Source organism: Psychrobacter sp. Pi2-52, from assembly GCF_904846705.1.
Lineage (GTDB): Bacteria > Pseudomonadota > Gammaproteobacteria > Pseudomonadales > Moraxellaceae > Psychrobacter.
The window spans coordinates 113443-128354 of record NZ_CAJHBS010000001.1; the positions used below are offsets into that span (position 1 = coordinate 113443).

Below are 14912 nucleotides of genomic sequence, written 5' to 3' on the forward strand. Positions count from 1 at the left end.
CTTATTACTCAAGCAATATATACTATGAAGTAAAAGTTTAAATACACTTAGGCGGTACAGAATAGGTGCCGACTACATGAGCCACGACCTCATCTGAACCTTCTGAATATAGAGACACCTCGCCTACTATCAAGGCTCGCCCTACTTTGAGTAAGGTGCATTCAGCGATAATACGTGCATCCGCTGACGGTTTACGCAAAAAATTGATGGTCAGACTCGTCGTCACCGTTAATGGTACGATGCCGATTTTGCCAAGTATCGCGACATAGATGGCGACGTCAGCGACGGCCATCATGACAGGTCCCGATACTGTGCCGCCAGGACGTAACTCATCTATGCCAATATCATGCGATAAGGTTGCACCGTTTTCACTGACTGCTTCGACGATGCATTTGGTTTGTGGAAACTCTAACGCCATAAAGGCGCTGATTTCTTCTTTTGTTGCAGACATAACGCTTCCTTGAGTTGAATTAAACTTTCCTTGTTATTTATTACTTCACTGAATACATTCCTTTAATGTATTACTGGCGTACCTTCCGTACTAAATGCAAATCCTTTATTGCTAAAATTGCCAATCATGACCGCTTCGATAACTGGTCTGACGGTTTCATCGATACCTTCGACCTCGATAATGAAGTTAGCACCCGACCCGCCTTTATCTTCTTCTTTTTCGACGATATAGTTGAGCGTAGCCATTGCTGGTAGCTCAATGGGCTTGCTTAGATACGATTTTACCAGTGCACCATCGGTGTCGTAATAATCAATTTTATTAATGTACAGTGATTTTTTTAGCGTGGTATTGCGCACACTCAGTGTCGCTGATAGTAGCACTTTGCGATTGTCTCTATCGGTATAAATATCAGAATAAATTGGCACATAAAAGGTTTCTTTATAACTGAACTGACTGCGATCTACATCGGAGGTCACCTCTAACGCTTCAATCGGATCTTGTTGGCGCTCGGACAGAAGAACGTTCGGATCTTGCGCTGATTGATCACAACCTGACAGTAATGCCATTATAGCGATCAGTAGGACAGACATATTACGTGTATTCATAATCATTTCCCTATACCTTCTGGTATCACTGCGATAGCAAGCTGCTATTTTATTTTCACACCCACACTACGTAAGAACTGATTGATGTGTTTGTTGGCACCATAGATCACCAGTACATCGCGCTCTTGCAGTACTTGCTCAGGCGTCGCCAAACCTTGAATGCTAGGCTTGCTCTGCGTACGACCAAAACTGTCTTCATAATACTCATAGCGTAACGTACTAAGCAATCGGATATTGAACTTTTGCTCTAACTGTAAGTCGTCGACAGTCTTACCAATCAGCACATTTGGAATCTTAATCTCTACCATGCTGAAGTTATCGCTTAACTCAAACGAATCAACAAAATAGCGTAGTGACAGACGCTTGGCCCAGCGATTGGCCGCTTCTTTTTCAGGGTGAATCAAATCATCTACGCCGATGGCTTGTAGGACTTTTTCGTGTAGCGGATTGATACTACGGCTAATTAAACGCTTGGCTTTTAACGTCTTAAATAACGCCGTTGCCATGACATTGGCCCCTTGATCTTCACCAATCGCCACGATGACGATGTCAGTATCAACGATTGGTAATCCACTAACCGTATACTCGTCCGTGGCATCCATACACAGCGTATGCGAAATCACTTCTTTATAAGCTTCAACCCGTTGCATACTACTATCAATAGCAATCACTTCATGACCTTGACTAGTCAATGCCGAGCCTAACGATGCACCGAAATTCCCTAGTCCTACGATGATGTACTTCATAACTTAAACAACCTTTTTTAATATTTTTTGCTATTTATTAAGAACGACATAGTGTGTTTACGACGGTTTATTTAACTGTTTACGACGGATTAGTTAATCGTAATCTCTTCCGTAGGATAGCGATAATTGCGTTGGCGCATATTTTTTAGCAGTGCGATAAATATCGTTAGCATACTGACGCGGCCAACGAACATAATGACCGAAACCACTATTTTACTAAAATCTGATAAGTCTGCTGTCAGGTTTAAACTTAGGCCCACCGTGCTATAAGCTGAGAAACACTCAAATACCACTTTAATCAAATCAAGTTCTGGCTGATCATAACTAATGAGCGTTACGCCCGTACCAATGACCAATAGCGACAACCACATAATAGAAAATGCGCGGCGAACGGAAATCTCCGCAATCTCTCGTTTAAATACCTCTATCTTGGTCTGACCACGCGCCAGACTCAATGTATTTAATAGCGCAATCGCAAAGGTACTGGTCTTGATACCACCACCTGTCGAGTTTGGTGACGCACCAATCCACATCAGAAATATCGTCAGCATTACCGTTGGAAACGTCAGCTCACCCATATCAATCACATTGAATCCTGCCGTACGCGGGGTAGCAGCCGTAAAGAACCCTGTTACTAGCTTCCCAAGAAAACTGGTATGGTCAGCGAGCACATTATTGTATTCAAATATCATCACCCCAATCAGACCGACTAGCAGTAATGCGCCTGTGGTAATCAAAGTAATACGGCTATTAATATTAAGTAACCAAGGCTGATAGATGTAGCGTTGGTCATGGCGATTTATCAGCCGCTGAGCACGATAACGTAAATATCTAAGCACATTGACCACGATGGTGAAACCCATACCACCGAAGATAAATGTCATCGCCAGAATCAGCTGTAGCGAATAATTAAAACGTAGCGAATCATCGTACAAGCCAGCACTGAATGTAGAGAATCCAGCATTACAAAAAGCAGAAATCGCATGAAAGACAGAAAAGAATAGCTGCTCAGACCAATCCATATTGGGTATGTCATAAATACTGATATAAATCAGCGCAGCCGCTACCGCCTCGACAGCAAATGTGACGTATAAGATAGACTTGAGTGTCGACACCACATCACCCATACCGCGCATGTAAGACATCTCGCTGATGCTGGCTTGTGTCTCATAGCTGACACCACCCTTAAAAAAATAACTAAAATAGGTCACAAAGGTCAAAATACCTAAGCCGCCAATTTGTATCAGACCCATAATAATGACTTGGCCAAAAGTCGTAAAATAGGTGGCAGTATCCACTACGATAAGCCCTGTCACACAAACCGCGCTAGTCGCAGTAAAAAGCGCATCAACAAAAGACAGTGGTTGCGTCGTCGCATTGGGCATCATCAATAGCAATGCTCCAACCAGCACTACGACTAAAAAGCTTAGAATAAAAAACTGCGCAGGGTGTAGAAAGGTACGATTGAGATTGAAATTATGATCGGAGAGTTCGCGGACGAAGGTGACAAACACCGCTATCTTTATCGCGACAAAGCCATCAACGGCAGCGGACAGGCCCGAGCGTACTAAGTCTGTGAAATGTGCGGTCAATAAAACGATAATGGCAATGCTAGTCAGTGCGTCAAAGACAGCGACTTTATTGAAGGTTAATGGCTTTTTGGTATAGATGTAACGACCAGCGGTCACCATAAAACTAAGAAAGATAATGACCAAATAGAAGATGTGGAATACTTGCTGGAGCCACGTCGGTAGTGTAAAACCACTATCTAACAAGGCAATCGCTACCCCGATGACACTAATGAGAATCGTAAAATTGTTTAATAATCGATAACGCGTGGCTGCATTCATAGCCTGAGTCCATGACAACAATAACCACGATACTTATACTCCTTTTTTGTCGTATCCACAAAAAGTGATTTAAGTTAATCGTAACCAATTATTGAGTCATAGTAGCTATTGATAAGTTAGATACTGATAATCCGAGCGAGATAAGAAATGCTCATTAGGAAGTAACGGTTTTAATAACTCTATAGTTTAATGCTATCGCCTATACACACTTATTAAACCTCTTCTTTTACTTTTGCTATTTTTACACCGCCCCATGTCACCAATGCCACGCCAATCGCAATTAAGGTAGCACCTAAAAACAAACCTTCTGGAGGACTCTCCCCTTGCAAAAAAATAGCAACGGGTACGCCGACAATGGCCCCTACCGCACCTAACAAACTCAGCAACACGGGCCCACCTGTCTTCTGTAATAGGAATAGCAGTAAAAACTGTCCAGCAAATACGCCTGCTTGTATAGCTATCATGCTTAGCGGTAGCCAATTCTCTAAAGGTACAGCAATAGAGAAGTCTGACATCATACTAAATAAGCCTAGCAGCAGCGCTGCCGCAATCAACATACCTGGAGCGAGTGCGCCAGAAGACGCATTATCAGGCCAGCGTAATGTCCGATATATGTTACCAATAGCAAGTAGCACTGGACCACAAAGCGCGATTAAAATCCAAAACACACTAGAATCTGGCGCAGAGAATTTATGTATGGCTAATGCTCCTGCCCCGATGAGTGCTGCGATGACCCCAAGCGCACGGACAATATAAAATTGCTCTATACGTAGTATCAGCGTACCAAGATAAGTTAGCAGTGGCGGCAATGAGAGGATTAAGGCGACGAAACCTGCGCCCACATGAGGAATAGCAGAAAATAACAGTAAGTTGGCGGCCGCGACACTGACAAGCGCCGCGACGAAATAATACTCTAAGCTGCGCGCATTAAGAGGAGGGAGTTCTTTTCTGATGAGCGCTATCATAAATAAAATAACAGCAGCGCCAGTAATCGACCAGAACAAAAACCCTAATGGGGTCAGACCGACATCGATAGCGTACTTTGCCACATTGGTCGAAATACCAGTGAGTGCGCCACCTGCCAGTAGACAAACGAAAGGCAACAGCCAAGTGGTTTTGTGAATACTGGTTTGCTTGAGCGAGTCATTCATCGACTATCCTATTGGATGACGAATTTTCTTAATCATGTTTGATGGCTTTTATAATAACGTATAACAGCACCCTAATAGCTACTGGCGCAAAATGGTAGCAGGTAGGCTTCCTACAGCGACGGCTGCTGCATCAATTGCTCCAGCAAGATAGCCAGGGAATTGCGCTGACCACTCACTACCACAACCTGTTAGACAGTCTTGCCACACGCCTGTGTTTGGCTTGGACGCCGGTGCTACTGCATGCTGACCGTTGCCGCTAGCATCAGCAGGCATCGCTGTTAATGGGTCTTTTACCCAGTCTTTGAGATATTCAGCTTTTGGGTTACTCGCCTGCTCACCAAATAGTCGCACTAACTGGGCACGGCAATGTTCTTTTAGCACCGTATCAGAAACGCTCTGACGTACTTGAGCAGGAACGCCAAAGAAACCAAACAATGCCCCATCGCCTTCTAGCGTAGAGGCATCATGTATCTCAGTAAGCGGCCCTATCGCACTGCGCGCGGCACCCGAGAGACCAGCATCTCGCCAAAATGGTGATTCATAAACAGCGACGTATTTGGCATGGGGCGCCATCCAAGTGGCTGTGTCGCGCCACTGTTCACTTAAGTCTTGCGGTAGCGCTGGCTGAAATACTACCTGGCCTTCTACCAATCGAGGCGGTAACGCAAGTAGCACATGCTGCGCACGGAACGTCATCACATGTCCGGTCACATGCCCAGAGCTGTCTTCGCTCTGTACTTCAATATATTGAGATGTCTTATTTAATTGCTGTACAACTTGACCAGTCATGATACAACTGGCATCTAAGCGAGCATATAGCGCCTCAATCAAAGCGGCCATACCACCGACTAGCCGCACAGAAGGTGGTGCACTTTTGTAACCTTGCATACGTACAGGTGGCTGGTTGGCAGCCCGCTCAACCATCATATCGCCTTCTTCGAACTGCGCAAAACGTGATAAATCTAACGACTCAATAAGTGTGCTTAACTGCGTCTGATAATCAGGCCAAAACCATGACGGCCCTAAATCAAATGTCGCGCTTGATTCTGCTTGGTCGATATCAGTACTGTTATTAGTAGCATGCGCATCTAGATATTTAGCAACTGCAATGCGACCACCCAAGGTATCACGCGCCTCTAGCAGTCTATACGCTATACCTTTTTGCTCTAATAAGAAGGCAGCATATAATCCACTTAGCCCACCACCAACGATTACCACAGGTATGTCTTGCATATCGGATTACCCTATTTATAGTCGGTTCAACTTAACTTGGATATCAGGAGGCCGAGCGAAAGTAGTACAAGCAGTAGGCTGATCGAGACTGACGCCGTCCCCAATTTATAGGGGATTGACTATAAACCAAACTACTCTGCCAATAGCTTAGTAAGCATCTCATCAATCTCAACCTTGAACTCTTTATCTTCGATCTTATTGGCTGTGACTTTGGCATTTTGTAGGCTTTGGATAGCGGCTTCTTTTTCACCTGTCTCAAGCTGTAGCACCGCCATAGAAAAAGCAATCGATGACATATGGTCTTTTGAGTTAATTGCAGTAGCCTTGGCCAGTGCTTTGTCATAAATCACCAGTGCTGCGTCCAAATCTTCAGTAAAGTCAGCAAGCGTTTCCCATTGTTCTGGGTGGTCTTTGTCAGTGCCTTCATTATCGGCACAAATGGCGTTTAGTTCAGCATACAGCGAATCAAATTTCTCTTGATTGCCTCTGCGATCCGCTTCTAATAATTCTTCGGCTAAGGTGTAAATGGCTTTGTATATTTTGGTATTGATCATTGTTTACAACCTTTTATAGAATATATCGTGTGTGGTTAGGATTATAACGTAATTCTAGGGCGTGTCCTCATTTTAAAAATGGTGATAAAAATGAGATAAATTGCAGTCAAACAAGGAAAATAGCGTAGATAATATCGGGATATTAACCAGCTATTTAACGATGTTTGGCAAAATTTAGCCATTTTTAGCCCGTTTAGATATAATCAATTGAATTGAGGACACGCCCTAGCGGCTCAGATGATTGCTACAGAGAAGAACACGATATTTATGTGGCTGTTATTAAAATTACTATGAACCTTATTAAGGTTGCTATTCATACTATAGTCGATTCAATTTAAAAGCAGCACAAGGCAACCGAGTGCAAGTTATACATTAGTATGCTTAGCGAGGATGACGATGTAGCGGATGTATATAGACTTGACTATATTAGGGCTACAACTCGCGCCAATGCAGCCACAGTCGCGTATCCAGCTCAAATTGATGATACTCAGGCTCCATATGACAACATAACTGATAAAAAGCTTTGTTATGATCATGTTCTTTAAAATGAGCGAGCTCATGCACAACAATCATGCGCAAAAACTCTGGCGGCGCATCCTTAAATAGGCTAGCTACCGTGATGCTATTGTGCGATTTGAGCTTACTGCCCTGTACGCGCGATTGCGTCGTATGGATACCCAGTGCATGTTTTAAAACCTTGAGCTTACTGCTATAGCTGACATTTGATAGCTGACCAATCTTACGCATGTATTGGGTTTTTATCTCATTTATATATTGATAGAGCGCTTTGTCGCTTTGGATTTGATGCTGAGTTGGGTACTTTTTTTCCAGATACTCGCCCAACCTACCATCAGTTATAAGCTGAGCAGCTTGAGTTTGAATCTGCTCTGAGTAATGCGCTATGTACTTTAATTTGGTCACAAATGTATCCTTTGCTAATACGTTGCAGCGTATCAATCGATCAATTTAATCTTAATGAATTTTACCTTATATTTGCGGTACTTGTTTGACACTTATTTGGGATATATCCTCAACTTAAACGACAGTTATTTACAAATAGTTATCCATAAGAAAACCCCATAAGCTGCGTGCAACTTATGGGGACATTTTTACTAATAGTTTTACTTAGAAAGTGTGTCTGATTAACGCTCTAAATGCAGATACTGCAAATGACGTTCGTACTGATTTAAGATATCAACCAATACCTGCTCTTTTGAGTAGCCAACCAAGTCATACTCTTGCGAGCCTTCACTTAAGAACACTTCCGCACGGTAGTAGTACTCTGCGTGCTTGGTAGATGTGCTCAATGTAAAGTTAGGACGATGAGCTTTAATCAGATTAACTTCATAAATAAAGTCATCTTCGTCACCATGACCGACACGCAGTTTTAGACCATCTACCTGACCACTGTGTTGGTCCATGCCTGCATCGATACCTTCACCGATACTAGCAAGGTTTTTGGTATCTAACGAGGTTCTGAGACCACCTGCTTTAAACTCTTTTTCGACCTCAGACATCGCTGGCATCACGACCGTATGCAGGAATTTTTCGACCTGTGCATGTCCTGGGAAGCTCACAATACGTTGCAAGCGCGCTTTCCAGCTCTTTCCACTGTCCAATACATTTGCCGTACCGATTGTACTGGCTTTACGCTTATTACCTTCTTCTTTTAGCGACTTCCACATAGACATCATGTAAAGCACAAGAATGATAGAGAATGGCAAGCCTGCAATGACAGAGACAGATTGCAATGAGGCAAAACCACCTGCAAACAATAATCCTAACGTAATAAGACCAGTCGCTGCTGCCCAAAACAGACGTAACCAAACAGGAGCATCGGTATCATTGGTCATACCTCTTGAGCTCAAGTTCGCTAGTACTAACGCGCCTGAGTCAGCAGAAGTCACAAAGAAAATAAGACCAATAACCACACCAGCAAATGACAATACTTCACTGTAAGGGAAGTACTCAAACAGCGCAAACATACCCATTGCCGCATCATTGACCGCGATTTCGCCAAGCTCTGTTGCGCCATTGGCAACCAAGTCTATCGCTGAATTACCAAAGATAGAGAACCATGCAAAAATAAACCCAAGCGGAATAAACATCACGCCAAATACAAACTCGCGCAACGTACGGCCACGGCTAATACGTGCAATAAATAGACCTACAAATGGTGCCCAAGCAACCCACCATGCCCAGAAAAATATTGTCCACCAAGATTTCCACTCGGCACCAGCAGCACCGTCATAAGCATAAACATCAAAGGTTTTATAAACGATGGTTTGGAAATATTGACCGATATTTTGAGTAAAGGTATTTAATAGATACACCGTATTGCCCATTACCAATATGGCAAGCAACAACAGTATTGACGACAACATGTTGAATTCAGATAGACGACGAACGCCTTTTTCGACACCTGTCATCGCAGAGACAGCCGCCGCCGCGACAACACCCACAATGATGAGCGCCTGAACCGTTTTGCTAGATTCGATACCGAACACATGGGTCAAGCCAGCATTGGCCTGCAATACCCCAATACCCAAACTGGTCGCAATACCCATCAACGTACAGACGACGCCAAAGGTATCAATACCATCACCTAACCAACCTTTGATTAAGCGTTCACCAAATATCGGTGTCAGCGGCGAGCGTAGCGCGAGTGGCATATTTTTGCGATAAGCAAAGTAAGCCAGCGCCATACCGATTAGTGCATAAATCCCCCAACCGTGTAGACCCCAGTGCAAGAAAGTCTGAGCAAGTGCTTCGCGCATGGCCTCAGTACTAGCAGGCTCTAGGCCTGTATGCGGGGTCAAATAATGCATCAAAGGCTCAGAGGCACCAAAGAACAACAGGTCAATACCAATACCCGCTGAGAACAGCATAGCCGCCCACGCTAAAAACGGAAATTGTGCTTTTTCGTGGTCTTGACCAAGCTTTATATCGCCGTACTTAGAAAAACCAACAAACAACGCAAAGATACTATAAGCGGCAACCACCAACATATAATACCAGCCAAACTTGTCTGATACCCAAGTCATGCTCGCGCTCAACAAGGCCTCACTATAATCTGGAAAAGCGATGGTCCAGATTATCAATAAAATAGAAATAATAGCTGAGCCCATAAACACGGTTTTGTTTAGGGTCAGAGGTTTCGTCACATCTTTTGATGGCGAACTGTACATAAAAGACCTCAATAAGTAAATTAAACAGGGTCCGATATTGCTTTGTCCGGCATCGTCTAATAGTAGACTGATGATCTATAACCGTATAAGGTGGAACCAACCGCATGACGGACAAAGCAGTACCAATAAATAAAAAGCTAATAAAATTATAAACAAGTTCAACCTGAACGGTATTCATCATTCTAATACGTTAGCGTTGATAGAAAAGGCCTCTACTTGGAAAGGCCTTTTGGTTAAAATTTTCTCATATCGTTATTTATTCAGTATCCTGTATGCAGGCTTATATCGCAGCCTATACCGACGAGAAATAATCACGCATTGGCTCTGAGCGCAGTGGTGCACCATTGACCACATAATAATCTGCCGTTGAACGTGGCAGCTGTACGCCGCGCATCTTGTCGACGATTTTTTCTGCCAACATAATGGTCGTGGCATTGAGATTACCACTGATGATATTCGGCATGATAGACGCATCGACAACTCGCAAGCCATCGATACCATGGACCAGACCTTCGCCATTCACTACCGAATCGTTATCTTCACCCATCGCACAGGTACAAGATGGATGATAAGCCGTTTCACTATGGTTGCGCACATACTCATCTAATTGGGCGTCGGTGACCAAATCATCGGTCGGTGCAATCGCACGACCACGATAAGGATCCAGTGCAGGCTGATGCATGATCTCACGCGTGATACGCATCGCAGCACGGAACTCTTGCCAGTCTTGATCATGCGACATATAGTTGAACAAGATACTTGGATGCGCTTTCGGGTCACGTGATTTTAGCTTGACGCGGCCACGGCTTGGAGAGCGTAGTGAGCCGACGTGTGCTTGAAAGCTATGCGATTTGACAGCACTGCGGCCATCGTAGCGTACAGCTAGTGGCAAGAAATGATACTGAATGTTTGGATGGGTAAACTTCTCATCGGTACGGATAAAACCGCCACCTTCGAATTGGTTAGACGCACCAAGGCCTGTACCATTGAATAACCATTCTGCCCCAATCGCAGGCTTATTCCACCATTTATTGGCAGGCGCGATTGACACTGGCAGTTTGCATTCATACTGCATATACAGCTCTAGATGGTCCTGTAGGTTATTACCAACACCTGGTAGATCCAATATTTCAGTCACGCCAGCGTCTTTTAACCACTGACCAGGGCCGATACCTGAACGCTGTAGTAGTTGTGGTGAGGCAATCGCACCAGATGAGACAATCACTTCGCGAGCGGCATGGAAATTTTTGGTCTGGCCTTCGTGCTCGACTTTGACACCGACAGCGCGCTTGCCGTCAAATAAAATTACGTCAGTCAATGCACCGGTCAAAATCGTGATATTGCTACGTGGTTTGGCACGGTCAAGATAGCCACGAGCCGTTGATGCACGGCGACCATTAGGTGTCACAAATCGATCCATCGGACCAAAACCTTCTTGCTGATAGCCGTTTAGATCTTCGGTACGTGGATAGCCCGCTTGTACGCCCGCTTCAATCATAGCTTGGAACAGTGGATTGACTCCTGGCTTTGAGGTAGTCATTTCAACAGGTCCGCCCACGCCATGATAGTCATTCTCACCAGCGTCACAGTTTTCTAGCTTTTTAAAATAAGGCAGGCAATCCGAATACGTCCAGTCTGATAGGCCTTTTATCTTAGACCAATCATCAAAATCTAGCGCATTACCACGGATGTAGCACATACCGTTAATCAGCGATGAGCCACCTAGCCCTTTACCGCGGCCACAGTCCATGACACGGTTATTCATATATGGCTCAGGATCTGTCTTGTACCCCCAGTTATAAGTCGTCCCTTGTAGCGGCATGGCAAGCGCAGCTGGCATTTGGGTACGGAAGTCAAAACGATAGTCTGGACGACCTGCTTCTAACAGCAGTACTTTAATACTGGCATCTTCGGTCAGACGCGTGGCCAGCACATTTCCTGCTGAGCCTGCTCCAACAATAATATAGTCATACTCAGGTGTGGTTGATGTCATAACATACTCCATAATATTGAAAAAACATAAATCGTTTAGGGTCAGTAAGGCGTCCTAAAAAAGCTAAATTAAAGCTGATAAGAAACCTTACCGGCTTCGTTTTTCTCAATAAGATTGATTAAAAGACAGATTCAAACGCACCCAACTCTACTTGGATAGATTTGGTCTGAGTATAGTGTTCGAGCGCTTCGATACCGTTTTCGCGGCCGATACCAGAATGCTTGTAGCCGCCTACTGGCATTTGTGCTGACGACTCGCCCCACGTGTTCAACCAGCAGATGCCAGCTTCGATCTGAGCGATGACTCGATGTGCGCGTTTTAGATCTGCAGTCACAACCCCAGCTGCCAAGCCATAATCAGTATCATTGGCACGGCGAATAACCTCTTCTTCGGTCTCATAGGTCAATATCGACATCACGGGACCAAAGATTTCTTCGCGTACGATAGTCATATCATCAGTGCAATCAGTAAATACTGTCGGTGCGACAAATGCGCCGTTTGCAAGATCGTTTGTTGTAACGCGCTCGCCACCTGTTAGCAGACGTGCGCCGCCTTTCTTACCTTGCTCGATATAGCCAAGCACTCTTTCCATATGCGGGAAGCTAACCAGTGGACCCATATTGATGTTCTCATCCATCGGATCGCCTAGCTTAATACGCTCAACACGAGTTAAGATGGCTTGCTCAAACTTAGCTTGTAGCGCTTTAGGGACGAATACGCGCGTACCGTTGGTACATACCTGACCAGTACTGTAGAAGTTGGCCATCATAGCGATGTCAGCAGCGGTATCGATATCTGCGTCATCAAATATGATCAAAGGTGATTTACCACCAAGCTCTAAAGTTACGTCTTTTAGAGATGAGCTTGCCGCGCTCGACATGACTTTTTTACCAGTTGGTACACCACCTGTGAACGATACTTTTGCGATATTTGGGTGTTCAGTTAGCGCCTGACCTACTTCATAGTTACCTTGTACGACGTTAAACACACCGTTTGGTAAACCAGCTTCTGTCAATATCTCTGCCAGTTTTAATGCCGTCAATGGTGTCACTTCTGATGGTTTAAAAATCATCGCATTACCAGCAGCCAGTGCAGGTGCTGCTTTCCACATCGCGATTTGAATCGGATAGTTCCATGCGCCAATACCTGCGACCACGCCAAGTGGTTCGCGGCGAGTATAGACAAAGCTAGTATCACGCAATGGAATCTGACGCCCTTCAATCATCGGTGCCAAACCTGCATAGTATTCAACAATGTCAGCGCCAGTAACGATATCGACGTACTTCGTCTCAGAGTAGGCTTTACCTGTGTCTTTGGTCTCAAGTAGTGCCAACACATCATTGCGATCGCGCAATATCTCAACAGCCTTTGATAAAATGCGACCGCGCTCGACCGCTGTCATCGCCGCCCAAACTTTTTGACCTTTATGTGCGGCTTTTACGGCTTCATCAATCTGCTCATTGCTGGTTTGCTGAATCGTTGCCAATACTTCACCAGTGGCTGGATTGATATCTTCAAAAGTCGTCAGCGATTCATCAACCGCTAGATAGCGACCGTTGATATAGGCTGTTTGTACTTGGTCTAAATCGATAATATCTGTCAAATTATTAATATCAGTCATAAATTCTCCTTGGGACAATATGCAAAAGCCGCTATATAAAGGCTCTTATCACATAATGTCGTCATTATTTAGTTTTGTGAATATAGTTTTCGTAGTTTTTCATTGATTAAATGTTGATTAGTTCGAACTCGTATCAAAATCACGCTGCGTCATTTTTATCAAGCGATCGCGTAATGACTGTTTGTCTGCGATGTCGATACCTGAAAAGTCTGAGAGCCAAATACCATCAGCGACGAGGCGAACCATACATAATGTCTCGGTATTATCCGTTGCTGCATGTTTTTTGAGTTGCTCATTCGCCCACTTAGCCCACAACTCACGCAGCTCACTATCGCCTAGCATCAACACATATAAGGTCGCTTGATTATCGTATTCTTCCTGACCTTGCTCGCCGAGGCTGATAGTGGCATCTATATAAGCACGGGTAAATGAACCGTACTTAACAGGGTCATCAGACATTGCTGCGTTTACTTCTGCCTCAAACTTAGCCATTGCATCATTGAAGACTTCTAGCACGAGTGCGTTTTTGGTAGAAAAATGATGCATCACCCCACCCTTTGTCACTCCAACCGCATCAGCGACTGCCTGAAACGTCACTTTAGATAAGCCTTGCTCTAACGTGATACGTGCTGCCTGATCTAACAACGCACGACGAATGACTTCTGGCTGTTTTTTACGCTTATAAGCATTTTCCATATCAATGCACCACAGAATTAGACAATAAGTTCATCACAACAACACCGCCGACGATCATCGCGATACCGACCACTGCTGCTGTATCAAGATTTTGCTTGAATAGCACCACACCAGCAAGTGATGTCAGTACAATCCCAAGCCCGCCCCACAGCGCGTACGCAATGCCTAGCGGTATGGTCTTGAGCGTCTGAGCCAATAGATAAAATGAAACCGCATAGAGCGCGCCCATCATCAATGTTGGCAACAAACGGGTGAACTGTTCTGACTTTACCAAAAAAGTCGTACCCACCACTTCGCATATAATGGCAATAGTCAGATAACCGTAAGCAATCGTAGTAGGACTCATCTTTAGAACACCCGCTTTTGTTCAACGCATGCTATGAAAAAACATAGCAAAGAAACCACATGGTCGGTATTTTATAGAACTCTACTGCCAATGTGAAGGGTTGTCTTGCAACTTTATTGTGTCAAACGGTATCGCACGACCTTAATATTCGAAAATACAAAGCACCAAATTCAGTTTTACTTTGCCGAATCGACGTCTGGTTGTATATTTTTATCGTTTGTCCTATGTGCCATATAAAAATTTTCTGAAAATATTTTTTATTTCTAAAACACATTTATCGTCATTTTCTATTGAGTTCTGCCTTGAAATAGCCTATCTGATAAGGGATAGGCGTTAATTTTCAATAATTGCGATAATATTTATAATTAAACGCATAATAAGGTTGACAGCCTGTAGTGACTTGGCTAAAATGTGCCCCACATAACGCAAACAAGCTAATTAACTGCTTTAATATAAAGCGTCAATAACTTGCTGTTAT

The 14912-nt window shown here is 44.1% G+C and carries 13 protein-coding genes; all 13 read right to left on the reverse strand.

Annotated elements, in window-relative coordinates:
* Positions 1-37: 37 nt before the first annotated feature.
* The 13 genes from JMY00_RS00465 to JMY00_RS00525 all read right to left on the reverse strand — a co-directional run bounded on the left by JMY00_RS00465 (position 38) and on the right by JMY00_RS00525 (position 14434).
* Entirely contained in the window at positions 38-451 is a 414-nt protein-coding gene (locus tag JMY00_RS00465; protein ID WP_201578692.1) for a PaaI family thioesterase, read from the reverse strand.
* A gap of 62 nt (positions 452-513) precedes the next feature.
* Positions 514-1056 carry a DUF3124 domain-containing protein gene (locus tag JMY00_RS00470; protein WP_201578693.1) on the reverse strand — a complete coding sequence of 181 codons (543 nt, stop codon included), beginning with the start codon at positions 1054-1056 and terminating at the stop codon, positions 514-516.
* A 44-nt stretch (positions 1057-1100) separates the two neighbouring features.
* Positions 1101-1802 (reverse strand): TrkA family potassium uptake protein, encoded by a 702-nt coding sequence (locus tag JMY00_RS00475; protein ID WP_057761091.1) that lies wholly within the window; start codon positions 1800-1802, stop codon positions 1101-1103.
* 89 nt (positions 1803-1891) lie between these two features.
* Positions 1892-3652 (reverse strand): potassium transporter TrkG, encoded by a 1761-nt coding sequence (locus tag JMY00_RS00480; protein WP_201578694.1) that lies wholly within the window; start codon positions 3650-3652, stop codon positions 1892-1894.
* 212 nt (positions 3653-3864) lie between these two features.
* On the reverse strand, positions 3865-4803 hold the full coding sequence (locus JMY00_RS00485) for a DMT family transporter (RefSeq protein ID WP_201578695.1): 939 nt from the start codon (positions 4801-4803) through the stop codon (positions 3865-3867).
* Between the two features lie 78 nt (positions 4804-4881).
* Positions 4882-6036 (reverse strand): FAD-dependent oxidoreductase, encoded by a 1155-nt coding sequence (locus JMY00_RS00490; protein ID WP_201578696.1) that lies wholly within the window; start codon positions 6034-6036, stop codon positions 4882-4884.
* Between the two features lie 131 nt (positions 6037-6167).
* Positions 6168-6590 (reverse strand): tetratricopeptide repeat protein, encoded by a 423-nt coding sequence (locus JMY00_RS00495; protein WP_201578697.1) that lies wholly within the window; start codon positions 6588-6590, stop codon positions 6168-6170.
* Between the two features lie 432 nt (positions 6591-7022).
* Positions 7023-7511, reverse strand: coding sequence for a M48 family metallopeptidase (locus JMY00_RS00500; protein ID WP_057761101.1), 489 nt, complete (start codon positions 7509-7511; stop codon positions 7023-7025).
* A gap of 221 nt (positions 7512-7732) precedes the next feature.
* Positions 7733-9778: a choline BCCT transporter BetT gene (gene betT, locus JMY00_RS00505; RefSeq protein WP_201578698.1), complete on the reverse strand. Its 2046-nt coding sequence runs from the start codon at positions 9776-9778 to the stop codon at positions 7733-7735.
* 292 nt (positions 9779-10070) lie between these two features.
* The gene (gene betA / locus JMY00_RS00510; protein WP_201578699.1) at positions 10071-11771 is read right to left on the reverse strand and encodes a choline dehydrogenase; all 1701 of its coding nucleotides are present in this window, start codon (positions 11769-11771) and stop codon (positions 10071-10073) included.
* A gap of 118 nt (positions 11772-11889) precedes the next feature.
* Positions 11890-13392 carry a betaine-aldehyde dehydrogenase gene (gene betB / locus JMY00_RS00515; RefSeq protein ID WP_201578700.1) on the reverse strand — a complete coding sequence of 501 codons (1503 nt, stop codon included), beginning with the start codon at positions 13390-13392 and terminating at the stop codon, positions 11890-11892.
* Between the two features lie 117 nt (positions 13393-13509).
* Positions 13510-14088 carry a TetR/AcrR family transcriptional regulator gene (locus JMY00_RS00520; protein ID WP_240990601.1) on the reverse strand — a complete coding sequence of 193 codons (579 nt, stop codon included), beginning with the start codon at positions 14086-14088 and terminating at the stop codon, positions 13510-13512.
* Position 14089: 1 nt separating this feature from the next.
* Complete coding sequence (locus JMY00_RS00525; RefSeq protein ID WP_201578701.1) at positions 14090-14434, reverse strand: multidrug efflux SMR transporter; 345 nt, start codon at positions 14432-14434, stop codon at positions 14090-14092.
* Between the last annotated feature and the right edge of the window lie 478 nt (positions 14435-14912).